21 protein-coding genes and 1 pseudogene are annotated in these 22310 nt (G+C 68.4%); 13 read left to right on the top strand and 9 right to left on the bottom strand.

Features of this window, described 5'->3' with window-relative positions:
• Positions 1–310 precede the first annotated feature (310 nt).
• The gene (locus tag KZ686_RS21640) at positions 311–820 is read right to left on the bottom strand and encodes a winged helix-turn-helix transcriptional regulator (RefSeq protein ID WP_265633625.1); all 510 of its coding nucleotides are present in this window, start codon (positions 818–820) and stop codon (positions 311–313) included.
• A gap of 88 nt (positions 821–908) precedes the next feature.
• On the opposite strand from KZ686_RS21640, the gene KZ686_RS21645 reads away from it, so the two are divergent.
• Positions 909–1529 carry a GNAT family N-acetyltransferase gene (locus KZ686_RS21645; RefSeq protein ID WP_265633626.1) on the top strand — a complete coding sequence of 207 codons (621 nt, stop codon included), beginning with the start codon at positions 909–911 and terminating at the stop codon, positions 1527–1529.
• Between the two features lie 18 nt (positions 1530–1547).
• Here the strand turns inward: KZ686_RS21645 and KZ686_RS21650 are convergent, their stop codons facing one another.
• The 3 genes from KZ686_RS21650 to KZ686_RS21660 all read right to left on the bottom strand — a co-directional run bounded on the left by KZ686_RS21650 (position 1548) and on the right by KZ686_RS21660 (position 3911).
• Positions 1548–2243: a DsbA family oxidoreductase gene (locus KZ686_RS21650; protein ID WP_265633627.1), complete on the bottom strand. Its 696-nt coding sequence runs from the start codon at positions 2241–2243 to the stop codon at positions 1548–1550.
• A 137-nt stretch (positions 2244–2380) separates the two neighbouring features.
• Positions 2381–3328, bottom strand: coding sequence for a hypothetical protein (locus tag KZ686_RS21655; RefSeq protein WP_265633628.1), 948 nt, complete (start codon positions 3326–3328; stop codon positions 2381–2383).
• Positions 3309–3911, bottom strand: coding sequence for a DUF6932 family protein (locus tag KZ686_RS21660; protein ID WP_265633629.1), 603 nt, complete (start codon positions 3909–3911; stop codon positions 3309–3311). Before KZ686_RS21660 ends, KZ686_RS21655 begins: the two co-directional genes overlap by 20 nt.
• Positions 3912–4088: 177 nt before the next feature.
• Between KZ686_RS21660 and KZ686_RS21665 the strand changes: the two genes are divergently transcribed.
• The 3 genes from KZ686_RS21665 to KZ686_RS21675 all read left to right on the top strand — a co-directional run bounded on the left by KZ686_RS21665 (position 4089) and on the right by KZ686_RS21675 (position 6704).
• The gene (locus KZ686_RS21665; protein ID WP_265633630.1) at positions 4089–4682 is read left to right on the top strand and encodes a TetR/AcrR family transcriptional regulator; all 594 of its coding nucleotides are present in this window, start codon (positions 4089–4091) and stop codon (positions 4680–4682) included.
• A 164-nt stretch (positions 4683–4846) separates the two neighbouring features.
• Positions 4847–5536, top strand: a complete 690-nt coding sequence (locus KZ686_RS21670) for a type 1 glutamine amidotransferase domain-containing protein (RefSeq protein WP_149316324.1) — start codon at positions 4847–4849, stop codon at positions 5534–5536.
• A gap of 70 nt (positions 5537–5606) precedes the next feature.
• The gene (locus tag KZ686_RS21675; protein ID WP_265633631.1) at positions 5607–6704 is read left to right on the top strand and encodes an NADH:flavin oxidoreductase/NADH oxidase; all 1098 of its coding nucleotides are present in this window, start codon (positions 5607–5609) and stop codon (positions 6702–6704) included.
• A 40-nt stretch (positions 6705–6744) separates the two neighbouring features.
• Here KZ686_RS21675 and KZ686_RS21680 read toward each other — a convergent pair whose 3' ends face one another.
• The 3 genes from KZ686_RS21680 to KZ686_RS21690 form a co-directional block, all read right to left on the bottom strand.
• Entirely contained in the window at positions 6745–7596 is an 852-nt protein-coding gene (locus KZ686_RS21680; RefSeq protein ID WP_226106350.1) for an EamA family transporter, read from the bottom strand.
• Positions 7597–7791: 195 nt separating this feature from the next.
• Positions 7792–8076 (bottom strand): hypothetical protein, encoded by a 285-nt coding sequence (locus tag KZ686_RS21685; RefSeq protein WP_149316322.1) that lies wholly within the window; start codon positions 8074–8076, stop codon positions 7792–7794.
• Between the two features lie 136 nt (positions 8077–8212).
• Positions 8213–8635 (bottom strand): VOC family protein, encoded by a 423-nt coding sequence (locus KZ686_RS21690; RefSeq protein WP_223819542.1) that lies wholly within the window; start codon positions 8633–8635, stop codon positions 8213–8215.
• Between the two features lie 531 nt (positions 8636–9166).
• Here KZ686_RS21690 and KZ686_RS21695 point away from each other — a divergent pair.
• On the top strand, positions 9167–10555 hold the full coding sequence (locus tag KZ686_RS21695; RefSeq protein WP_226106214.1) for an FAD-binding oxidoreductase: 1389 nt from the start codon (positions 9167–9169) through the stop codon (positions 10553–10555).
• Between the two features lie 118 nt (positions 10556–10673).
• On the opposite strand, the gene KZ686_RS21700 is transcribed toward KZ686_RS21695, so the two are convergent.
• The gene (locus KZ686_RS21700; RefSeq protein WP_226106349.1) at positions 10674–11843 is read right to left on the bottom strand and encodes an MFS transporter; all 1170 of its coding nucleotides are present in this window, start codon (positions 11841–11843) and stop codon (positions 10674–10676) included.
• A gap of 311 nt (positions 11844–12154) precedes the next feature.
• Here KZ686_RS21700 and KZ686_RS21705 point away from each other — a divergent pair, with 311 nt between their 5' ends.
• The 8 genes and pseudogenes from KZ686_RS21705 to KZ686_RS21740 all read left to right on the top strand — a co-directional run.
• Positions 12155–12502 (top strand): DEAD/DEAH box helicase, encoded by a 348-nt coding sequence (locus KZ686_RS21705; RefSeq protein WP_265633632.1) that lies wholly within the window; start codon positions 12155–12157, stop codon positions 12500–12502.
• On the top strand, positions 12496–13812 hold the full coding sequence (locus KZ686_RS21710; protein WP_265633633.1) for a RecQ family ATP-dependent DNA helicase: 1317 nt from the start codon (positions 12496–12498) through the stop codon (positions 13810–13812). Before KZ686_RS21705 ends, KZ686_RS21710 begins: the two co-directional genes overlap by 7 nt.
• 161 nt (positions 13813–13973) lie before the next feature.
• Complete coding sequence (locus KZ686_RS21715; RefSeq protein ID WP_265633634.1) at positions 13974–15197, top strand: efflux RND transporter periplasmic adaptor subunit; 1224 nt, start codon at positions 13974–13976, stop codon at positions 15195–15197.
• 13 nt (positions 15198–15210) lie between these two features.
• Complete coding sequence (locus KZ686_RS21720; RefSeq protein WP_265633635.1) at positions 15211–18390, top strand: efflux RND transporter permease subunit; 3180 nt, start codon at positions 15211–15213, stop codon at positions 18388–18390.
• Positions 18391–18583: 193 nt separating this feature from the next.
• Complete coding sequence (locus tag KZ686_RS21725; RefSeq protein WP_265633636.1) at positions 18584–18961, top strand: hypothetical protein; 378 nt, start codon at positions 18584–18586, stop codon at positions 18959–18961.
• A 111-nt stretch (positions 18962–19072) separates the two neighbouring features.
• Positions 19073–19597: a host attachment protein gene (locus KZ686_RS21730; protein ID WP_265633637.1), complete on the top strand. Its 525-nt coding sequence runs from the start codon at positions 19073–19075 to the stop codon at positions 19595–19597.
• A 13-nt stretch (positions 19598–19610) separates the two neighbouring features.
• Positions 19611–20573, top strand: a complete 963-nt coding sequence (locus tag KZ686_RS21735; RefSeq protein ID WP_265633638.1) for a YihY/virulence factor BrkB family protein — start codon at positions 19611–19613, stop codon at positions 20571–20573.
• Positions 20574–20668: 95 nt separating this feature from the next.
• Positions 20669–21400 (top strand): annotated as a pseudogene (locus tag KZ686_RS21740) (YoaK family protein); the annotation flags it as partial.
• 17 nt (positions 21401–21417) lie between these two features.
• On the opposite strand, the gene KZ686_RS21745 reads toward KZ686_RS21740, so the two are convergent.
• Positions 21418–22305 (bottom strand): DUF3626 domain-containing protein, encoded by an 888-nt coding sequence (locus KZ686_RS21745; protein WP_265633639.1) that lies wholly within the window; start codon positions 22303–22305, stop codon positions 21418–21420.
• Between the last annotated feature and the right edge of the window lie 5 nt (positions 22306–22310).

The raw sequence follows: 22310 nt of genomic DNA on the forward strand, positions 1-22310 counted from the left end.
GGCATACGCCACGCGATGCGCGCTGTTGGGGCGGGGCGGCACGACGATGGTGCGGCGCAATGCGCGGCGGCGGTGCGGCCGCCTGGTCGGCGTGGGAGGGGCCGGGGATGCTGGAGGGCCGGGTGGCGTCGGTCGCCTTCGTGACGTCGCTGGCGTGGGTCGGCTCGGACCAGGGGCAGGGCCAAAGGCCGGGTAGGGCAGGGCTACGGCCGGCCAAGGCCAGGGGCTAGGGGCTAGGGGCTAGGGCTAAGCCTAAGGCTGGGCCTAGCGCCAAGGCCAGGGCCAGGGCCAGAGGGCGGGGCCCGTCGGGCTAGCTGGCTTCGGACGGCGATGGCTGGGAGCGGGCGGCCTCGCCCGGCGCCGCATCCGCGTCCGGATAACGTGCGCGCACCACCTTCAACTGGTTCGGCGGCACCTCGTTGCCGGCCTCATCGAGCAACGCGGCGTGGACCTTGAGCCCGCTGCTGGCCGAACGCACCTCCATCAGCCCGCAGCCATCCTTCAGATGACGGTCGCCCCACTGCATCAGCCCGATCAGCACCGGCAGCAGTTCGACCGCGGCGCGTGTCGGCCGGTAGGCGAAGCGCTCCCGCTCACCGGGCTCGCGATAGCCGACCCGGCGCAGCAGGCCGGCCTCGGTCAGCGTCTTCAGCCGGGCGGACAGCACCGCCGGCGAACATTGCAGCCGTCCAAGCAGGTCGTCGAAGCGGCCGACGCCGTTCAGCACATCGCGCAGGATCAGGATCGACCACTTCTCGCCGATCAGCGAGAGCGTGCCGGCGATCGAGCAATGGCGGAGGTCTTCGTGGGTCAGTTCCATGAACGAAGCATAGCAGGCTGACTTCATTTGCAAAAGTCAGGTTTCCGCCTATACTCTGGCTACGACAAATGAAGCCAGGATGCCGCTCATGCCCGCCGTCTTGCGTGCCGCCGAAATCGCTCCCTTCCTGTTTGCCAAGCCCCTGGCGTTCGGCGACTTCCCGCAGACCTGGACCATCAAGGGAGGGCAGACCTTGACGGCCCGCGCGGTGCGGCCGGAGGACTTCGCTCGTCAGCGTGCCTTCGTCGACGGGCTGTCGCGCGAGAGCCGCTACTACCGCTTCCTGACGGGCGGGCTGGTGTCCGACGAGTTCATCGCACAGTTCGTCCGCAGCCGCTGCGCGCTGGTGCTGACCACGCGGGAGGAGGGCGATGGCGCCGAAGAACGCATCGTCGCCAATGGGGAATACGTGGCTGGGGAAGGCGGCGTGGCCGAATTGGCCCTGGTCGTGACCGACCGCTGGCAGGGGCGCGGCATCGGACGCCGGCTCGTGCAGACCCTGGTGCAGGGCGCCCGGGCTCAGCGCCTGCGCGCCTTGCGTGGCGAGGTGTTGAGCGAAAACCGCCGCATGCTGGCGATCCTGCGCGAGCACGGCTTCTCCGTGCGGCTGCATCCCGGCGACGCGTTGCTGCACGAGGCCATGCTGACGCTGGCGCCGGCCCGGCAAACCAACGAGTGGCTGCCGGAGGACTGGTTCGCGATGCGCTGAGCCGCGGCGGCGCGGCGTTCAGCCTTTGGCGCCTTCAGCGCCTTTGGTTCCTTCAGGACCTACGGCGCTTTCCGTGCCCTCGGCGAGGATCTGCCGGATCACCCGTTCGAACGCTTCGGCCGGTTGTCCGCCGGTGACCAGATAGCGCCCATTGAAGATGATCGACGGCACCGAGTGAATGCCCATGGACTGGTATTCCCTTTCCTCGGCGCGGACCTCGCCGGCATAGTCGCCGCCTTCCAGCACGCGCCGCGCCGCGGCGCCATCGAGTCCGGCCGACTGCGCCGCCTCGACCAGCACGTCATGGTCGCTCGGATCCTTGCCCTCGCCGTGATAGGCCCGCAGCAGCGCCAGCTTCAGCGGCAACTGATGGCCTTCGAGCCGCGCCCAATGCAACAGCCGATGCGCGTCGAAGGTGTTGTACACGCGCTCGCGCGGACCGAACGAAAAGCCGACATCGGCGCCGCGCTCGCGAATCATCGCCTGCGTCTCGGCGATCTGGGCCGGCGTGCGGCCGTACTTGTTGCCGAGATAATCGACGATGGCCTCGCCGTCGGGCCCCATGTCGGGGTTCAGCTCGAACGGGTGCAGCACGACCTCGGCGTCGACCTCATCCCCGAGGTGCGACAGCGCCAGCTGCAGCGAGGACAGGCCGATCGCGCACCAGGGGCAGGCGATGTCGGAGACGAAGTCGATTTTGAGGGCTGGGGGCATGGATCTTTCCGTGACACGATCTGTTTTGCAATGCGGCTGGGTCGTACGGCCACATGAATGCGCGACAGATTAACCCGAATGACTGATCTCTGCTCTGAATGCCAGGATGACTTGTCGGACCCTTGTCGCACTTACTATTACGATTGGGCCCGGATAAACCGAAGCAACGTGTACGAATTCCGCGACTTGCCGCTTCCTTGCTTGACCGTCTTCTCCTGCAGTTCGACCAACCAGCGTTTTCCCACGATGTCCGCGGCACGGGCGCCGGCACCGCGATGTTCGTCTTCTCCATTTCGCTGGATGACATCGGCGGCAACGATCCCCTTCAGCACGGGCCCGGCCGTGGGGTGCAACTCGAACCGGCGTGCATCGGGAACGAGAAAGAGGACACCTTCCCGCTGAATAATCGTTTCGTCGATCACGGTGGCGTCCGCTCGCTCCCTGCCTCGATGCAGGCTATGGCTATCGAACGACAGCTCGCGGTCTCCTTCAACGAGTCGCAGCGTGGCGCCGTTGTCGTCAAGGACACGGAGAAAATCCCTGATCGCAAAGAGCGTCCTGTCGTCGAGGGTCTCTGCCGCTTCTTCGAATGCTGTCGGATTCTCGGCCGCGATGTTGGCCAACAGGTTGCTCACGTCTTCCAGGGTTTGCTGGAGGGACGCAACGATCGGTTCGCTGGCCTCGCCATTCTCTTGCAAGACAAATCCAAAGGAACCCCGCACAACATCGGTGACCAGCATCGTGGAGATGTCCCGACGCGGCACCGGTCCACGCGTCGCCAGCGGGCCCAGCGCCTGGCTGGCCATACGCTTGGTGACCAGTTCCTGATAATGGCTGATGGCGTCGGCAGCAAAGTCGGCTCGGATTCCCCGGGATCCCACTACGGGTGTTCCGCCAAAGAAGACCGCAACTTCGGCGTTGGAAGGCAAATCGGACTCCATGCGCGCGAGCCGTTCCGCCACGTCTGCCCGGCGATGCGTCAGTTGCAGCCAGCCTAGCGGGTCCTCTTTCTCCGTGCGTCGGGCGAGCAGTGCATCGAGGGTCGATAGTTCTGCCTGCAGGCTGTCAAGTTCCAGCTTTCTCATCAGAGCCCCCTGTTCCCAGCACGGCAAGCGCGGCGGCATCGTCGTCGACAAGGCCAACTTGCAGCATGCCCTTCCAATGATATGAATTCCGCTGGTGGGAAAAGAGCCCGAACCAGTAACGCGTGTCATCGACCAGCAGGGACCCTGGGCTCTGAAGGTCCATCAGGAATGCCTCACAGTGATATCGCGCCTTTACCGTTGCCGGTATCAGCAAATCGAGATGCTCTTGCTGGAAGAGGTTCCACTCTGCGTTGTCGCGCGCTTCCTTCGGCCGCTCCACGAAGGTGACGACGTCAATGTCGCCGGGCGGACGCATGCGGGCGCTTTCGACGTCTTCGACGAAGCTGCCATCGAGCCATTGAAATCCTTGTGTCAAGCCAATGTCCCTCAGTGCCTTCCGATATGCCAGCAGGCCACGGAAGATGGTTTTTCGCGCTGGCGATTTCGCGAATCTCCGGGCCACATCTTCGATGCCGACCTGATAGGGGGACATGGAGCCGCGGCGTGCTGGTGAGTCGCCTACGAAAGGGGGTAACACGCCCGATGGCGTAAAAGCCGGAATCACAGTGTCGATCTCCGTCATGGGTGATTCCGAATGCTGCCCGGATGACGGATCCGCAACTTGCGACTAACTGAGCCGTCGATCGATTTAGGTATGCCGGAGCGACTTATGAGATTCTTCTGACGCCGGTTGAGCCGACTTGGACGACGTCGTTCAAATTACTAGACGACCGGTCTAATTCTGCTATCATCCCACCCCATGGCAACCACCACTACCGCTGACGTCCGCCAGCACATCCTCGACACGGCCAAGCCGATCATGCTCCGCAAGGGCTTCTCGGCGGTGGGGCTGAACGAGATCCTGCAGGCGGCGGGGGTGCCGAAGGGGTCGTTCTATCACTATTTCGGCTCCAAGGAAGCGTTCGGCGAGGCGCTGCTCGAATCGTATTTCGCCGACTATCTGGCCCACCTCGAACAGATGCTGGTGCGCGGGCAGGGCGATCACGGACAGCGGCTGATGCGTTACTGGACCGAGTGGCAGAACGCGCAGGGTACCGAGGATCCCGAGGGCAAGTGCCTGGCGGTCAAGCTCGGCGCCGAGGTTTGCGACCTGTCGCAGGCGATGCGCGGCGCGCTGGAGCGCGGCACCGGGCAGATCGTCCAGCGGCTGGCGGCATGCATCGAGGCAGGGTTGCGCGACGGTTCGCTGCGGGAGATCGACGACCCGCATGGGCTGGCGACGACGCTGTACCAGCTGTGGCTCGGCGCCACGCTGTTGGGGAAGTTTCGGCAGCACGGCAAGCCGTTCGCGCTGGCGATGGCCGCGACGCGGCAATTGCTGAAGCTGTCGTAGAAGAGCAGGGCCGGCGGACAACACGCCGGTGGCGACGCGGCAATGAGGCGTCGCTTTTTTTGGCTTCGTTACTAGACGACCGGTCTAATTCCGGCGTTTCCGTTTCGGTTATCTCCGTTTCAGTCACCTCCATTTCACCGAATCGACCGACAAGGATTCGCATCATGAAACTGCTGATCGTATTGACCTCGCACGACCGCCTCGGCGACACCGGCCAGAAGACCGGCTTCTGGCTGGAGGAACTGGCGGCGCCGTACTACGTGTTCCGCGACCAGGGCGTCGATATCACGCTGGCCTCGCCGCAGGGCGGGCAGCCGCCGCTGGACCCGAAGAGCAGCGACCCGGCTTCCCAGACCGACGCCACCCGGCGCTTCGAGGCCGATGCGGAGGCGCGCGCCGCGCTGGCGTCGACGCGCAAGCTGGCCGAGGTGTCGATCGACGATTTCGACGCCGTGTTCTATCCCGGCGGCCACGGCCCGCTGTGGGACCTCGCCGAAGACCGGCATTCGATCGCGCTGATCGAACGGGCCATCGCCGCCGGCAAGCCGGTCGCGGCGGTGTGCCACGCGCCCGGAGTACTGCGCCACGTCAAGGGACCGGACGGCAAGCCGCTGGTCCAGGGCAAGGCGGTGACGGGCTTCTCCAATACCGAGGAAGCGGCGGTCGGCCTGACCGACGTGGTGCCGTTCCTGGTCGAGGACGTACTCAAGGCCAATGGCGGCCGCTATGAAAAGGCCGCGGACTGGCAGCCGTACGCCGTCACCGACGGGCTGCTGATCACCGGCCAGAACCCGGCTTCGTCCGAGCCGGTCGCGCACGCGCTGCTCGGCGCGCTGGCGGCACAAGGCCGCTGAGGGCACTTCGTGCCAGACGCCTCTTGCTCAAGTTCGCTCCTGTTTTGATCTCACTGAAGGAAAACAATAGATGTCCGCGCTGTTCCAACCGTTCCAACTGAAAGATGTCACGCTGCGCAACCGTATCGCGGTGCCGCCGATGTGCCAGTACGTCGCCGAGGACGGCGTCATCAACGACTGGCACAAGGTCCATCTGGCCGGCATCGCGCGCGGCGGCGCGGGTCTGGTGATCGCGGAGGCGACGGCCGTCTCGCCCGAAGGCCGGATTACGCCGGGATGCGCCGGCCTGTGGAACGACAGGCAGGCCGAGGCATTCGCTCCCGTGGTGAGCGCCATCAAGGCCGCCGGCGCGGTGCCCGGCATCCAGATCGGCCACGCGGGGCGCAAGGCCAGCGCGAACCGGCCGTGGGAAGGCGACGACCATATTCCCGAAGGCGATCCGCGCGGCTGGCAGACCATCGCGCCTTCCGCCATCGCGTTCGGTGCCGGGCTGCCCAAGGTGCCCCGTGCGATGACGCTCGACGATATCGCCCGCGTGCGCGCCGATTTCGTCGCCGCCGCAGAGCGGGCGCGCGACCTCGGCTTCGAATGGCTGGAGTTGCATTTCGCGCATGGCTATCTGGCGCAGAGCTTCTTCTCGCCGCACTCCAACCAGCGCGACGATGCCTACGGCGGGTCGGCCGAGAATCGCGGCCGCTTCCTGGTCGAGACGCTGGCGGCGGTGCGCAAGGTCTGGCCCGAGCGCCTGCCGCTGACCGCGCGTTTCGGCGTGATCGAATACGACGGCCGCGACGAGGAAACGCTGAGCGAAGCCATCGCGCTGACGCAGCGGCTCAAGCAGGAAGGGCTGGACATGCTGAGTGTCAGCGTCGGCTTTTCGACGCCGGAGGCGAATATCCCGTGGGGTCCGGCGTTCCTCGCGCCGGTGGCCGAGCGGGTGCGTCGCGAGACCGGCCTGCCGGTGGCATCGGCCTGGGGCATCGATACGCCGCAGCTCGCCGAACGCGTCGTCGCCCAGCAGCAGCTGGACCTCGTGATGGTTGGGCGTGCCCATCTGGCCGATCCGCATTGGCCGTATCACGCGGCCAAGGTGCTCGGCGTCGAGCGCGCCGCGTGGACGCTGCCCGCGCCCTACGCCCACTGGCTCGAGCGCTACAAGGTCGCCTGAGCGTGACTGCGGCCGCGCGACGGCGGGGCCTTCAGCGCCTTCACGCGGCCGAGCCGGTGCCCCGCGCCTCCGCCTTGGCCGGGCGGCGCGCACCGGCCGTCGCGGTGCAGCCGATCGACGCGACGATGATGCAGCCGATCGCCAGCCACTGCGTGGCGCTCAGCTGCTCGTGCAGCATGACGAGCCCCGCCAGCGCCCCCATCGCCGGCTCCATGCTGAGCAGGATGCCGAAGGTCCGCCGCGGCAGCCGCTTGAGCGCGACCATCTCCAGCGAGTAGGGAATCGCGCTGGACAGCACGCCTACGGCCAGCCCGGCCAGCAGCAGCGCCGGGCTGAACAGCGCCGTGCCCGCATGGGCGAAACCGAACGGAAACACCACCAGCGATGCCATCAGCAAGCCCAGCGAGGTCGCCTGGCCGCCGTGGGCATTGCCCGCGCGTTGGCCGAAGATGATATAGAGCGCCCAGCCGACCCCGGCCGCGAGCGCATAGCCGATGCCGACCGGATCCAGATTGCCGGCATGTTCGCGCAACGGCAGCAGCAACAGCAATCCGATCACCGCAAAGGCGATCCAGAGGAAATCGATCGCACGCCGCGACGAGGCGATCGCCACGGCCAGCGGGCCCGTGAATTCGATCGCAATCGCCAACCCGAGCGGCACCGTCCGCAGCGACATGTAGAACATCAGATTGGTCGCACCCAACGCCGCGCCGTACAGCGCGATGGCACGCGCATCGGCCCCCTTCAGCGGCCACCGCCACGGCCGCCACGCAATCAGCAGGATCAGCGCGGAAAACCCGACGCGAAGCGCGGTGGTGCCCTGCGCGCCGACCGCATCGAACAGGCTCTTGGCAAACGACGTGCCGATGCACAGCGAGGCCATCGAACCCATCAGGGCAAGCACGGCGAGCAGGGTGGAACGGTCTTGGGAAGCGGGAGAGGACACGGTTTCTTGTTTTGTGGTCCGACGGGCGGGCCGATCGGGCTCTCGCCGCAACCATACCGGCGCGGCGGTGGATGAGGCGCAAGTGTAGTGGAAGGCGTGGGTATGGGACAGCCAGCAAAGCCGATTGGACCGAACCGGCGCTTACTGCGCCTCCGCACTCCCTGCCGGTCCTGCCTGCGTTGCCCCGTTCTGTTCGACCTGCTTCGCCTTGCGCATCCCTCGCAGATTCAGCGCGGCCAGCGCGAACTGCAGCACCACCAGCGCATAGGCGCTGGTGTGCAGGCCCCAGACGACCCACAGCACATTGCTGAGCAGGAAGACCCAGAAGCCGACCTTGCGGCGCGTGGCGATGCGCGAACCGATCAGCCAGGTGGCCGCGACGGTGATGGCCATCGCCGGCCATTGCAGCATGTCGATCCAGTCCATCGCCTCTCCCGGTTGCGTGTCGGCCCATGCAGGCCGAACGCCGCCAGCATAGGCCGGAGCGGCTACCGCGGGACACCGGCGTCGGGCCGCATCGGCTGTCAGCCGATTCCGACATCGGCGCCGCGGCCGGCAGCCCTCAGCTCGCGAAGGTGACGTAGCCCTCGGGCGAGATCGGCCAGGCCGGGTTGTAGGCCACCTCCCACAGGTGTCCGTCCGGATCGGCGAAATAGCCCGAATAGCCGCCCCACGGCAAGGCGCGCGCCGCCGATACCAGTTCGGCGCCGCTGGCCACGGCCTGCGCCATCAGGCGGTCCACTTCCTCGGGCGATTCGACGTTGTGGCCCAGCGCCGAGCCGCGTGCGCCGGGGCTCGACGGCCCATGGATTTCCGCCTCGAAGGAGGTCTTGTTCCATAGCCCGACGATGAAGCCGTTGAACTGGAAGAACGCGATGTCGCCGTTGTCGAATACCGGCGACCAGCCCAGCCCACCGCAATAGAAGGCCTTGGCGCGGTCGAGATCGGCGACGGGGAGGGTAACGACGGAGATGCTTTGCTTCATGATGGCCTCGCTGAAAAGGCTGCACGGCATGCCGATGGGGCAGCCGACACAGCGTCGAACGAAAAGGCTTCGCGCCGAGACCGGGGATGGACAGCAAGTCGACGTGTCGACGTGGACGCACGCGGCCCTGCCCACCGGATCTGCGGGCGAAGGTCGCGGGTCGGCAGGCGCCGACAGAACCCCTGATTCGGGGCGGGCGGACTAACCGATACCGCCGCTGTCTTTTTCGACGCCGCGATTATCCCGCACGAGGTCGGCACCCGCAAATTCCGCTTGCCTTCGCATGGAATGGCCTGAATGGCGCGCGGAATGGCACGCAAACAGCCCGGCTTTACATTTGCCAACCCCCCGCCTTAAATGTTCCGCACCAGCGCCCTCCGCCGATCCCGCCTTCTACCCTCATCCTCCCAGGTCCCAGACCCGATCGATCCGGGCACGCACACCACGTGATGGCCATCACCCCGCCACCGCGCGGCCCCAGGCCGGACAGCCTGTCGAGGGCGCTGCGTCAAAAGCAAGACGAGGTGCGCCATGACCAGTGTGACCAGGGAAACCATCGACCAATGGAAGTCGGGTATGCGGGGAGCGGTGTTGCAGGCAGACGATCCCGGCTATGAGGAAGCGAGAAAGGTGTGGAATGCCACGGTGGATTGCCGGCCGGGCGCGATCGCCCGTTGCGCCGGCGCCGCCGACGTCATCAGCGCGATCCGCTTTGCCAGGCAGAACGGCATGCGCGCGGCGGTGCGAGGCGGCGGCCACAACATCGCCGGCACGGCGGTCTGCGACGAAGGACTGGTGCTCGACATGTCGACCATGCGGTCCGTGGTGGTCGATCCGCAGGCGCGGGTGGCCTGGGTCGATCCAGGCGCGACGCTCGCCGATTTCGATCATGAGGCGCAGGCCTTCGGGCTGGCGACGCCGCTGGGCATCAACTCGACCACGGGCGTCGCGGGGCTGACGCTCGGCGGCGGCTTCGGCTGGATCAGCCGCAAGTACGGCACCACGGTGGACAATTTGCTGGGCGCGCACATCGTCACGGCGGACGGCAAGTTCCGCCGCGTCGATGCCGACAACGATCCCGATCTTTTCTGGGCCATCCGCGGCGGCGGCGGCAATTTCGGCGTGGTCACGCAGTTCGAGTTCGAGATGCATCCGGTCGGCCCCGAAATCTACGGCGGCCTGGTGGTGTATCCGTTCGAACAGGCGGCGCAGGTGTTCCCGCGCTATCGTGACTTCATCGAGGCCGCGCCCGACGAACTGACGGTATGGGCGGTGTTCCGGCTGGCGCCGCCGCTGCCTTTCCTGCCGGCCGAGGTGCACGGCAAACCGGTGATGGTGCTGGCCAGCTGCTATATCGGCCCGTCGGCCGATGGGGCGGACGCGGTCGCGCCGCTGCGCGAATTCGGCCAGCCCTATGGCGAGCACCTGGGCGCGATGCCCTATACCGCGTGGCAGAAGGCCTTCGATCCGCTGCTGACGCCGGGCGCGCGCAACTACTGGAAGTCGCACAATTTCGCGCGGCTGGACGACGGCATGCTGGCGGTGCTGAACGATGGCCTGGCGACGCTGCCGTCGCCGGAATGCGAGATCTTCATCGGCGCGCTCGGTGGGCATGTTGGCCGCGTGCCGGTGGACGCCACGGCCTATGCGCATCGCGATGCCAACTTCGTGATGAACATCCACGGCCGCTGGCAGCAGCCCGCCGACGATCAGCGCTGCATCCAGTGGACGCGCGGCCTGTTCGACGCGCTGACGCCGTTCGCATTGGGCAGCGTCTACGTGAACTTCCTCACGCAGGACGAGACCACGCGGGTGGATGCGGCCTATGGCAGCAACTATGCGCGGCTGGCGCAGATCAAGCGCGAATACGATCCGGACAATCTGTTCCGCGGCAATCAGAACATCCGGCCGGCGCAATAAGGCAACCACGCAACCACGCAACCACGCAACCACGCAACCACGCAACCACGCAACCACGCAACCACGCAATAAGGCAATCACGCCAGCGCGTTTCGCCGCGCCGCGCAGCTGGCGCGGCCTAGGCCGTCGCCACCCGCGGCGGCCGCGGCCGCGTCGCCACGGCGAACGCGATCTGCGCGAGGCCGGCGGCCAGGCCCAGCGATACGCCGACCTGCCAGGCCAGCGTGTACGAGCCGAGCGCGTCGAACAGCAGACCGCCGCCGAAGGCGCCGACGAAGCTGCCGATCTGGTGGCTGAAGAACGCCACGCCGCCCAGCATGGCCTGCCAGCGCAGGCCGAAAGTCTCCGCGATCCAGCCCGCCACCAGCGGCGCCACGCCCAGCCACAGGAAGCCCATCACCGCGGCGAACACCAGCGTGCTCTCGGGCGTCGGTGCCGACGAGAAGTACCAGGTCAGCGCCAGCGAGCGCACCGTGTAGATGCCGCCGAGCAGCAGCAGCTTGTTGACGCGGCCGCCGGCCCAGCCGAAGAACAGGCTGCCCAGCACGTTGAAGCCGCCGATCACGCCGAGCGCCTGCGCGCTGAGCATCGCGTCCATGCCGCAGACATCGAGATAGGACGGCAGATGCGTGGTCAGGAAGACCAGCTGCATGCCGCAGACGAAGTACGCCAGCGCCATCACCAGGAAGGGCGCATGGCGCAGCGCGGTGCCCAGCGCCTGGCGTGCGTTCTGCTCGATCCCGGTGGTCGACACCGGCGCGGGCAGCCGGTCCACACGGCCGGCGAACCACGCGGCCGGCAGCATCGCCAGCGCCAGCACGACGAAGGCCGCCATGCCGACGCGCCAGCCGTAGCCCTGCGCGACGACCTGCCCGATCGGCGCGGCGATCAGCGCGCCCAGCGACCCGGCGGCCGACACGATGCCGAGCACCGTGCTGCGCAGCGTCGGCGAGATCGGACGGGCGGCGACCGCCATCGCGATCGCGCTGCCGGTGCAGGCCATCGAGGCGCCGATCGCGACGCCGGCGCCCAGCGTGACGCCGATCATCCCCTCCGCCCCGGCGAGCAGGGCCAGCCCCAGCACATACAGCGTGGCGCCGCTCATCATCAGCGGGCGAAAGCCGACCCGCACCGCCCACGCGCCGGCGATCGGCTGCAGCAGTCCCCAGGCGAGGTTCTGCACCGCGATCGCCACGGTGAAGTCCGATACCGAGATGCCGATGTCGCGCGTCAGCGGCGGCATGAAGATGCCCAGGCTCTGGCGCAGGCCCATGGCCAGGCTCAACATCACGGAAGCGCCGATCAGGATCGGCAGGGCGGGACGCAGTTCGCTGAGCAGCGAGGGGTTCAGGCGGGAGGAAGGCACGGCGGGGCTGTCTCGGAGAGATTTGTCGTTATGGGTATGGGGGACTGCGGTGCCCGGAAGGGCTTGCGGCGCGGCGGCGCGAGGCGGCGTGCGGGGCATGTCCAGGGACGACCGAGCGTAAGTCCGTCCGTTTGGGGGTGTCAATTTTTCTCAAAGACGGACCGCTGCGGCCGCATCGTGGAACGCGCGCGGCAGGGAGGGCGCGGCACGGAAATTGCAGCGGCCGCTCCGACATGACAACCTCGCTGCCCGATTCCATCCGGCGCCTGCTGCGCGAACGCTTCGACATCCGGCGGCTGCGCCCCGGGCAGGCCGAAGTCATCGACAGCGTGCTCCAGGGCCACGACACGCTGGCGGTGATGCCCACCGGCAGCGGCAAGTCGCTGTGCTACCAGGTGCCGGCGATGTGCCTGGACGGCCTGACGGTGGTGGTCTCGCCGCTGATCTCGCTGATGCAGGACCAGGCCGAGAAGCTGGAAGGACTCGAGCTGGATCCGGCGGTGGTCAACAGCGCGGTCGGCGATGCCGCGGCCGATGCCGCGCTGGACAGCCTGGCCCGCCGCGACGAGCGATCGTGCTGACCACGCCGGAGCAGCTGCAGGACCCCGAAGTCATCGCGTCGATCCAGCGCAATCGCGTCGCCTTGCTGGTCGTCGACGAGGCGCACTGCATCTCGCAGTGGGGCCATGATTTCCGTCCCGCGTATCTCGGCATTCCCGATGCGGTGCGCGCGCTCGGACGCCCGCCCGTGCTGGCGCTGACCGCGACCGCTACCGACGCGCTGATCCACGATATCGCCGCGCAGCTGGACCTGCAGTCGCTGTGCGTGGTCAAGGCCGGCCTGTACCGGCCCAATCTGATCTATGCGGTCCAGCATGTCGCCGGCGACGACGAGCGGCTGGCGCAAGTGCGCAGCCTGGTCGCGCGCGAGCCAGGCGCGGGGATCGTCTACACGGCCACGGTGCGCGAGGCCGAGCGGCTGCATGCCGGGCTCAAGGAGGCCGGGCAGGACGTGGCCCTCTATCACGGCCGCTGCACCGCCGCGCAGCGCCGCGACAGCCAGGCCGCCTTCATGGCCGGCGATTGCCGCGTGATAGTGGCCACCAACGCCTTTGGCATGGGCATCGACAAGCCCGATGTCCGCTTCATCGTCCATGCCCAGCTGCCCGGCAGCCTCGATGCCTATTACCAGGAGACCGGCCGTGCCGGTCGCGATGGCGAGCCGGCACGCTGCACGCTGCTGCACGACGAGCGCGACAAGCGCGTCCAGCAGTTCTTCCTGGCCAACCGCTATCCCGGCGCCGATACGCTCGAACAGATCGTCGCGGCGATGGGCGGCCGCCGCGATGCCGCCGCGCCGCTGTCGCTCGACGCGCTGCATCAGGCGTTGCCCAATGTGGCCCGGCGCAAGCTGCAGGTCGCGCTGACGATGCTGTGCGAGGCCGATATCGCGCGCCGCCACCAGGACGGCAGCTACAGCCGGCAGCCGGACAAGAACGATGCCGAGGCGGTGCGCAGCATCGCGGCGCAGTACGCCGAACGCAGCGACAAGGACCGCGCCACGCTCGAGGCCATGCTGCACTACGCTCGCAGCGGCCGCTGCCGCTGGGCGATGCTGCTGGAGTACTACGGCGAGCACGGCGGCCCGGAACGCTGCGGCACCTGCGACAGCTGCGTGCGGGCCGCCGAGGCCGCGCGCCATCCGGTCGAGCCGTTGCCCGAAACGAGAACCGGCGCCAGCGCGCCGCGTTTCGCCGAAGGGGACAAGGTGCGCGCCCGCCGTCATGGCGTCGGCACCGTGGTGGCGACCACGCGCGAACGCGTCGATGTGCGCTTCCCGGACGGCACGATCCGCCGCTTTGTGCCGCGCTATCTGAGGCGCGAGGCGTAGGCCGCCGCTCGTACGCGTGGCGGTCGCGGTCCTGTGGCGGCGCACGGAAGGCGCCTGAGCCGTGCCGGGCGATACATGACAAAACCGTCAGCCTGGCGCCAGCGGCTTGACCGGCAGCGACGGATAGCATCGGTGCCGCCCGATGTTCTCCGATTGCCGCCATGCCTGCCGATCCCGCCTTCGCCGCATCCCGTTCGACTTCTTCACGGGCTTCTTCTTCTTGCAGGCTGCCAGCCACCGCGCCGCTGCTGTTGCCGTTGCTGCTGTCGGCATTGACCGTTGCCGCCTGCGGCAGGGAGGAGACCCCCGCCGCCGCGCGGACTCCCGAGGTCGCCTATGTCACGCTGCGGCACCAGCCGGTGGCGCTCAGCACCGAACTGCCCGGCCGTACCGTGGCCTACCGCGTCGCCGAGGTTCGGCCGCAGGTCGACGGCATCATTCTGAAGCGGCTGTTCAAGGAGGGCAGCGAGGTCCGGCAGGGGCAGCAGCTCTACCAGATCGACCCGTCCATCTACCAGGCCGCGCACGCCAGCGCGTCGGCGACGCTGGAGTCCGCGCGGCAGACCGCGCAGCGCTACGAGCGGCTGGCGCGCGATCGGGCGGTGAGCCAGCAGGAATACGAGCAGGCGCGAGCGGCCTGGCTGACGGCGCAGGCGGCGGTGGACCGCGCGGCGATCGACCTGCGCTACACCCGGGTGCTCGCGCCGATCTCGGGGCGCATCGGCCGCTCCTTCGCCAGCGAGGGCGCGCTCGCCACCAACGGCCAGGCCAACGCGCTGGCCACCGTGCAGCAGCTCGATCCGATCTATGTCGATGTCACGCAGCCGTCGTCCGCGGTGCTCGGGCTGCGGCGCGATCTCGCGGCCGGCCGCCTCGAAGCCGCGGGGGACAACGCCGCGCGCGTGCGCTTGATCCTCGAAGACGGCAGCGAGTACGCCGAGCCAGGCCGGCTCGAGTTCACCGAGGTGGGGGTGGACACCGGCACCGGCTCGGTGACCTTGCGCGCGGTGTTTCCCAATCCCCGCCACGAACTGCTGCCCGGCATGTTCGTGCGGGCGCGGATGCAGCAGGGCGTGCGGCCCGCCGCCATGCTGGCGCCGCAGCGCGGCGTCACGCGCGACGCGAAGGGGCAGGCCACCGCGCTGCTCGTCAATCAGAACGACGAGGTCGAGCTGCGCCGGATCGAGGCCGAACGCGTGATCGGCGACAACTGGCTGGTCAGCGGCGGCCTGCAGCCGGGCGAACGGCTGATCGTGGACGGAGTGCAATTCGTGCGGCCGGGCATGAAGGTGCGGCCGCTGCCGCTGACGGCGGTGGCGCCGGCCGACACGGCCAACACGGCCAACGCAAGCAGCGCGGCCAGCGCCGTCGTCTCCCAGCGTTGAACGGAGCGCCTCGATGTCCCGATTCTTTATCGAACGCCCCATCTTCGCCTGGGTCATCGCGCTGGTGATCATGCTGGCGGGCGCGCTGTCGATCGGCGCGCTGCCGGTGAGCCAGTATCCGGCCATCGCGCCGCCGACCATCGCGATCCAGGTCAACTACCCGGGCGCGTCGGCGCAGACCGTGCAGGACACCGTGGTGCAGGTCATCGAGCAGCAGCTCAATGGGCTGGACCGCCTGCGCTATATCTCGTCCGAGAGCAACGGCGACGGCAACATGACCATCACCGTCACCTTCGAGCAGGGCACCAACCCGGACATCGCCCAGGTGCAGGTCCAGAACAAGCTGCAGCTGGCCACGCCGCTGCTGCCGCAGGAGGTGCAGCAGCAGGGCATCCGCGTGACCAAGTCGGTGCGCAATTTCCTGATGATCGTCGGCGTGGTGTCCAGCGACGGCAGCATGACGCGCGAAGACCTCGCCAACTACATCGTCTCGAACATCCAGGACCCGCTGTCGCGCACGCCGGGCGTGGGCGACTTCCAGGTGTTCGGCGCGCAGTACGCGATGCGGATCTGGCTCGATCCGGCCAGGCTCACCGCCTACCAGCTGACGCCGTCGGACGTCAGGACCGCGATCCAGGCGCAGAACGTGCAGGTCGCGTCGGGCCAGCTGGGCGGACTGCCGTCGGTCGCCGGCCAGCAGCTGAACGCGACGGTGGTCGGCAAGACGCGCCTGCAGACGCCCGAGCAGTTCCGCGAGATCCTGCTCAAGGTCAACGGCGACGGCTCGCAGGTCCGGCTCAAGGACGTGGCCGAGGTCGGCCTCGGTGGCCAGGACTACAACATCAATGCGCAGTACAACGGCCGCCCGGCCTCCGGCATCGCGATCCGGCTCGCCAGCGGCGCCAATGCGCTCGATACCGCCAAGGCGATTCGCGCGACGCTGGGCGAGCTCGAGCCGTTCTTCCCGCCCGGCATGCAGGTGGTCTATCCGTACGACACCACGCCGGTGATCTCGGCCTCGATCGAGGGCGTGGTGCGCACGCTGCTCGAAGCGGTGGTGCTGGTGTTCCTGGTGATGTATCTGTTCCTGCAAAACGTGCGCGCCACGCTGATTCCCACCATTGCGGTGCCGGTGGTGCTGCTGGGCACCTTCGGCGTGCTGGCGGCGTTCGGCTATTCGATCAATACGCTGACGATGTTCGGCATGGTGCTGGCGATCGGGCTGCTGGTCGACGACGCCATCGTGGTGGTCGAGAACGTCGAGCGGCTGATGGCCGAGGAAGGGCTGTCGCCGAAGGAAGCCGCGCGCCGTTCGATGGGGCAGATCCAGGGCGCGCTGATCGGCATCGCGCTGGTGCTGTCCGCGGTGTTCCTGCCGATGGCGTTCTTCGGCGGCTCCACCGGTGTCATCTATCGGCAGTTCTCGATCACCATCGTGTCGGCGATGGTGCTGTCGGTGCTGGTCGCGCTGGTGCTGACGCCGGCGCTGTGCGCGACGATGCTGCGTCCGCTGCCGCAGCAAGGGCAAGGGCATGGGCATGGGCATGGGCATGGGCATGGGCACGGCGCGCCGAAACGCGGCCCGCTCGGCTGGTTCAATCGCGCCTTCGACGCGGCCACGCGCGGCTACGAGCGCGGCGTGGTGGCGGTGCTCAAACGCCGCGGCCGCTATTTCGCCGTCTACCTGCTGATCCTCGCGCTGGCGGCGTGGATGTTCACGCGGATCCCGACCTCGTTCCTGCCCGACGAGGACCAGGGCGTGCTGTTCGCGCAGGTGCAGACGCCGCCCGGCGCGTCGGCGCAGCGCACGCAGCAGGTACTGGACCGGCTGCGCGAGTATCTGCTGCAGGAAGAGGGCGGCGTGGTGCAGTCGCTGTTCACCGTCAACGGCTTCAACTTCGCCGGCCGCGGCCAGAGCTCGGGCTTTGCGTTCGTGCTGCTCAAGCCGTGGCACGAGCGCATCGGCGAGGCGACCAGCGTGTTCGACCTGGCGCGGCGCGCGCAGGCGCGGTTCAGCGGCATGCGCGATGCGATGGCCTTCGCCTTCGTGCCGCCGGCGGTGATGGAGCTGGGCAATGCGACCGGCTTCGACGTCTATCTGCAGGACCGGGCCGGCGTCGGCAGGGAGGTATTGATGCAGGCGCGCGACCGCTTCCTGCAGCTGGCCGCCCAACGCCCGGAATTGCAGCGGGTGCGGATGAACGGCCTGAACGACGAGCCGCAATACCGGCTGCAGATCGACGACGAGAAGGCCCGCGCGCTCGGCGTGTCGCTGGCCGAGATCAACGGCACGGTGTCGATCGCCTGGGGCTCGAGCTATGTCAACGACTTCATCGACCAGGGCCGCGTCAAGCGGGTCTATCTGCAGGGCAGGCCCGACGCGCGGATGAATCCCGACGATCTGGCCAAATGGTTCGTGCGCAACGAGCGCGGCGCCATGGTGCCGTTCACCGCGTTTGCCAGCGGCAGCTGGGGCTACGGCTCGCCCAAGCTGCAGCGCTACAACGGCGTGGCGGCGATCCAGATTCTGGGCGAGCCGGCGCCGGGCCACAGCTCCGGCGAAGCGATGGCCGCGGTGGAGGCGATCATGGCGCAGATGCCGGCCGGCGTGGGCTACTCCTGGAGCGGACTGTCGTACGAGGAGCGGCTCTCGGGCGCGCAGGCTCCGGCGCTGTACGCGCTGTCGCTGCTGGTGGTGTTCCTGTGCCTGGCCGCGCTGTACGAGAGCTGGACGATTCCGTTCTCGGTGATGCTGGTGGTGCCGCTCGGCATCGTCGGCGCGCTGGCGGCGACGCTGCTGCGCGGCCTGCCCAACGATGTGTTCTTCCAGGTGGGCCTGCTGACGACGATGGGGCTGTCGGCCAAGAACGCCATCCTGATCGTCGAGTTCGCCAAGGCGCTGCACGACCAGGGCAAGGGCATCGTCGAGGCCGCGATCGAGGCGAGCCGGATGCGGCTGCGGCCCATCGTGATGACGTCGCTGGCCTTCGTGCTCGGCGTGGTGCCGCTGGCCACGTCGGTCGGTGCCGGCTCGGGCAGCCAGCATGCGATCGGTACCGGCGTGATCGGCGGCATGATCACGGCGACGGTGCTGGCGATCTTCTGGGTGCCGCTGTTCTATGTCGCGGTGCATCGCTGGTTCGGCGGAAAGTACCGTCCGCAGGCCGGCGAAGCCTCGACAAGGACCGCGTGAAGAACCTTACCGCCCGGGTATTTGTTACTCACGGGCCCGGTGCGCGGGCGCGAGCCGATGCGGCCCGCACAGGCCTTCCTCCCGCCGCAAGCCCGCCCCGACGCGGTTTGCGGCCCCCGCTGCGCATGCGCCGCCGCCAATGGCAGGCTTCTTGCAGCTTCGGCTGCAGGCATCGTGATGAATGGAGGACACCATGGCACAGCAACCGCAAGGCGGAAAGGGCGGCAGCGGCGGGGGCCAGCAGAACCCCGGGCAGAATCCCGCCACCGATCCGGCGCAGCGTCCCGATCCCGAGGCCGCCAATACCGATGAGACCGTGCAGGCCGAGGAGCGCGCTGCGGGCGGCGGGTCGGGCGGCGCCGCGGGCGGCGTGTCCGGCAGCGGCAACACGCTGGGCGATGGCATGACGGCCGGCGGCGCGGAGAACGTCGAGGAGCGCAAGGTCCTCCAGCAAGGGGAGGACGGCCAGGACGGCCAGAACGACAACAAGGGAGACAAGGGCCAGCAGGGCCCCGTGAAGATCGCCGTCGCCGGCGACGAACACGGGGACGAGGACGCGACCAGCCAGTAGCAATGGATTGCCGCGGCGCACCGATGCAGGTCCACGGCGCGATGGGCGCCATGGGCCCTTTCGGCGCCGATGCGTCAGGCGTCAACCGCTGAGCAAGCAGAGGAGCACCCGATGAAAACCACCTGGGTCCTGGTGGCCGACGAGGCCATCGCCCGTATTCTCGAAGGGCACAAGCCCGGCCAGGAACTGGCCTGCATCGATGAACTGACCGACGCCGGCGCGCATGCCGATGCCGCCGATCTGCGCCGCGACGCCTATGGACGCCGCGCAGGCGCCGGAGCGGGTCCCGGCGCGGGGCCGGCCGTGGGCGGCGGCACGGGCCGCCAGCGTGCGCCGTCGAGCGTCACGTCGTCGGCCGGCGAGGACGAACTCCATCTGGAAGCCGAGGGCTTTGCCCGGCGCGTGGCCGAGCATCTGGCCGAGGCGCTGCAGAAGCAGCGCTACGACGAACTGCGCATCGCCGCCGCGCCGCGCTTCCTGGGGCTGCTGCGCAAGCATCTGCCCGCGCAGGTCGCCAACGTGGTGACCGAGGAAGTCGACAAGGACCTGGTGCATCTGCCCGAGCGCGAACTGACCGAACGGCTGTTCGCCGCGAAGTTCGCCGGCGATCGGGCCGGCGGCAAGTCCGCCAGCTGAGCGCGAGGCCGTCATGCCGCGCCGCGTGGTGGGCGCGGTCCGTAATCTCTACGGACTGCTGAAGGACACGGTCAGCGCCTGGATCGACGATTACGCGCCCAGCATGGGCGCCGCGATCGCCTACTACACGGTGTTCTCGGTGGCGCCGCTGCTGCTGATCGTCATTTCGGTGGCGGGCGTGGTGTTCGGCGCCGACGCCGCACGCGGGGCCATCGTTGCCGAACTGCAGGGCTTTTTCGGCACCGAGGGCGCGAAGGCCATCGAGGACATGCTGGCGGCGGTCAGCGAACCGGCCACCAGCACGCTGACGGCGCTGGCCGGGCTGGTCACGCTGCTGATCGGCGCGACCACCGTGTTCGCGGAACTGCAGAGCGCGCTGGACCGCATCTGGCGCGTGCCGGAACGGCAGAAGACCTCGGGGCTGTGGGGACTGCTGCGCGCGCGCGTGCTGTCGTTCGGCATGATCCTCGGCATCGGCTTCCTGCTGATCGTGTCGCTGCTGGCCAGCGCCGCGCTGGCCGCGCTGTCGCGCGGATGGGCGCCGCTGTTCGGGGAAGAGGAGGCGGTGGCCCATGCCGTCGACTTCGTCTTCAGTCTGGCGGTGATCACCACGGGATTCGCGATGATCTACAAGATCATGCCGCGCGCCCGCGTGCGCTGGCCCGACGTCTGGCTGGGCGCGCTGGTGACCGCGCTGCTGTTTACGTTCGGCAAGTTCCTGATCGGCCTGTATATCGGCAAGACCGGCGTGGCCTCGGGCTACGGCGCCGCGGGTTCGCTGGTGGTGCTGCTGGTGTGGGTCTACTACTCCGCGCAGATCTTCCTGCTCGGTGCGGAATTCACCTGGCTGTACGCGCATCGCTACGGCTCGCTGCGCGGGCAGCAGCCGGCCGAACGGACGGTGCAGGTCAAGACCGGGCGCTTTGTCGAACGGCAGCCGGCCGAGCATCCCGGCGAGCGCTCGGGCCAGTCCTAGGCGCGGATCCGGCCGCCGCCGCGGCGGGACGCCATGGTAGAGTACCTGCGGCCGCTGCCCTGTGCGGCGGTGCCCCTCCGCCGAGCGCCCGCACCATGCCGATCACGTACCTGCGCAATCTGACCGGAAAGGACAGGAGTACCCTGGCCAACTGGCAACTGGCCCGCTACCTGGCCTTCGTCGCCGGGGCCATCAATGCCGGCGGCTTTCTCGCGGTACACCAGTACACCTCGCACATGACCGGCATCGTGTCCGCGATGGCCGACGACCTCGCCGTCGGCCATGCCGCGCTGATGCTGGCCGGATTGGGCGCGTTGATCTGCTTCGTGGCGGGCGCCGCACTGTCGGCGATGCTGGTCAATTGGGCGCGGCGGGTGCGGCTGCACAGCCAGTACGCGCTGCCGCTGATGGTCGAAGCCGCCCTGCTGCTGTGCTTCGGTCTGCTGGGCGGCAATCTCGAACGTCGCGAATGGCTGTTCGTGCCCGCCACCGTCGCGGTGTTGTGTTTCATCATGGGTCTGCAGAACGCGTTGATCACCAAGCTGTCGCGCGCCGAGATCCGTACCACGCACGTGACCGGCATGGTCACCGATATCGGAATCGAACTCGGCAAGCTGTTCTACTGGAACCTGACCGAAGGCGAGGGCGCGGCGCGCGTCGTCGCCGATCGGCGCAAGCTCGTCATGCTGGCCACGCTGGTTGGCCTGTTCTTCGTCGGCGGCGCCGCCGGTGCGTTGGGTTTCAAGCAGGTCGGTTTTGGCATGACGGTGCTGTTCGCGGCGCTGCTTGGCGCGCTGGCGGCCGTACCGGTCTGGGATGATCTGCGCCGGCTCGCGTCGCGCCGCTAGTCCGCCGCCGGCTCGCGGCGCCGCTCGCCGAAGCGGGCGAGGTAGTGCCATACCTTCTTCAACTCCTGCGAGTCATGCTGTCCGCCGCGGGCCGCCTCGCCGATCAGTGCGGGCGTCAGCCAGCCGCCGCGTGCCAGCGCGCAGCCCAGTTCGACGTAGCGCGGGCCGCGATAGCCGGGGTGGCGGCGCAGTTCGTCGACCGACAGCCGGAAGCCCGCATGCCATTCCAGCGCGCAAGGCAGCGCGCGGGCCATCGCCTCGATCTCGGTACCGCGATAGCAGGGATCGAGCACAAGCGCCTCGACATCGCGCGCCAGATCGACCGGTCCGTGCACCTGCGCCTCGATATAGTCGTCGAGCGGGTCGGGCTGCGGCGTGGCGGCCAGCGCGATCAGCCCCATGCGCTCGGCCACGCCGAATGCGGCCGGCTCGTAGACGCTGTCGGGATAGCAGAAGGTCGTGCGCGCCAGCACCGCGCCGGTCAGCCGCAGATGCGCCGAGCCGAAGCGCGGCGAACCGCCCGCGGCACGGCCGCGGAAATTCAGCGCGCCATACTTCGGGCGCTCGGCCGGCGAGGCGTCATCGTAGGCGCCGCCGAACAGCCGGCTCTCCCACTGCCAGCGGTCGCCGCCGGGATGCGCGGTCAGGCCGCCATTGCTGGTGCCGGTCTCGAACTGCGAGCGATAGACCCCGTCGTTGGCAAGCGCCTGCAGGAACGGCACGCCGCGGTGCAGGCGGTCGGGATGGAAATTGAGCGTGACGCGCAGCGTCGGGTCGATCGGCTCGCCGAGGCTGCGTGCGGCGACATGGGCCAGGGCACGGGCCTGGGGAGAATCCGGGGGCGGTACCCATGAATCCCCGGTATCGGTGGCATGGACGGGCATGACGG

It is taken from the genome of Cupriavidus cauae (assembly GCF_026210475.1).
GTDB classification, from domain to species: Bacteria; Pseudomonadota; Gammaproteobacteria; order Burkholderiales; family Burkholderiaceae; genus Cupriavidus; species Cupriavidus cauae.

Excerpts from the sequence above, each read along its gene's own strand:
- KZ686_RS21700 (WP_226106349.1), bottom strand. The coding sequence starts at position 11,843 with ATGTTGAGCCTGGCCATGGGCCTGCGCCAGAGCCTGGGCATCTTCATG.
- KZ686_RS21660 (WP_265633629.1), bottom strand. The coding sequence starts at position 3,911 with ATGACGGAGATCGACACTGTGATTCCGGCTTTTACGCCATCGGGCGTG.
- KZ686_RS21705 (WP_265633632.1), top strand. The coding sequence starts at position 12,155 with ATGACAACCTCGCTGCCCGATTCCATCCGGCGCCTGCTGCGCGAACGC.
- KZ686_RS21670 (WP_149316324.1), top strand. The coding sequence starts at position 4,847 with ATGAAACTGCTGATCGTATTGACCTCGCACGACCGCCTCGGCGACACC.
- KZ686_RS21725 (WP_265633636.1), top strand. The coding sequence starts at position 18,584 with ATGGCACAGCAACCGCAAGGCGGAAAGGGCGGCAGCGGCGGGGGCCAG.
- KZ686_RS21655 (WP_265633628.1), bottom strand. The coding sequence starts at position 3,328 with ATGAGAAAGCTGGAACTTGACAGCCTGCAGGCAGAACTATCGACCCTC.
- KZ686_RS21685 (WP_149316322.1), bottom strand. The coding sequence starts at position 8,076 with ATGGACTGGATCGACATGCTGCAATGGCCGGCGATGGCCATCACCGTC.
- KZ686_RS21675 (WP_265633631.1), top strand. The coding sequence starts at position 5,607 with ATGTCCGCGCTGTTCCAACCGTTCCAACTGAAAGATGTCACGCTGCGC.
- KZ686_RS21640 (WP_265633625.1), bottom strand. The coding sequence starts at position 820 with ATGGAACTGACCCACGAAGACCTCCGCCATTGCTCGATCGCCGGCACG.
- KZ686_RS21690 (WP_223819542.1), bottom strand. The coding sequence starts at position 8,635 with ATGAAGCAAAGCATCTCCGTCGTTACCCTCCCCGTCGCCGATCTCGAC.
- KZ686_RS21650 (WP_265633627.1), bottom strand. The coding sequence starts at position 2,243 with ATGCCCCCAGCCCTCAAAATCGACTTCGTCTCCGACATCGCCTGCCCC.
- KZ686_RS21695 (WP_226106214.1), top strand. The coding sequence starts at position 9,167 with ATGACCAGTGTGACCAGGGAAACCATCGACCAATGGAAGTCGGGTATG.
- KZ686_RS21645 (WP_265633626.1), top strand. The coding sequence starts at position 909 with ATGCCCGCCGTCTTGCGTGCCGCCGAAATCGCTCCCTTCCTGTTTGCC.
- KZ686_RS21665 (WP_265633630.1), top strand. The coding sequence starts at position 4,089 with ATGGCAACCACCACTACCGCTGACGTCCGCCAGCACATCCTCGACACG.
- KZ686_RS21680 (WP_226106350.1), bottom strand. The coding sequence starts at position 7,596 with ATGGGTTCGATGGCCTCGCTGTGCATCGGCACGTCGTTTGCCAAGAGC.
- KZ686_RS21720 (WP_265633635.1), top strand. The coding sequence starts at position 15,211 with ATGTCCCGATTCTTTATCGAACGCCCCATCTTCGCCTGGGTCATCGCG.
- KZ686_RS21730 (WP_265633637.1), top strand. The coding sequence starts at position 19,073 with ATGAAAACCACCTGGGTCCTGGTGGCCGACGAGGCCATCGCCCGTATT.
- KZ686_RS21715 (WP_265633634.1), top strand. The coding sequence starts at position 13,974 with ATGCCTGCCGATCCCGCCTTCGCCGCATCCCGTTCGACTTCTTCACGG.
- KZ686_RS21745 (WP_265633639.1), bottom strand. The coding sequence starts at position 22,305 with ATGCCCGTCCATGCCACCGATACCGGGGATTCATGGGTACCGCCCCCG.
- KZ686_RS21735 (WP_265633638.1), top strand. The coding sequence starts at position 19,611 with ATGCCGCGCCGCGTGGTGGGCGCGGTCCGTAATCTCTACGGACTGCTG.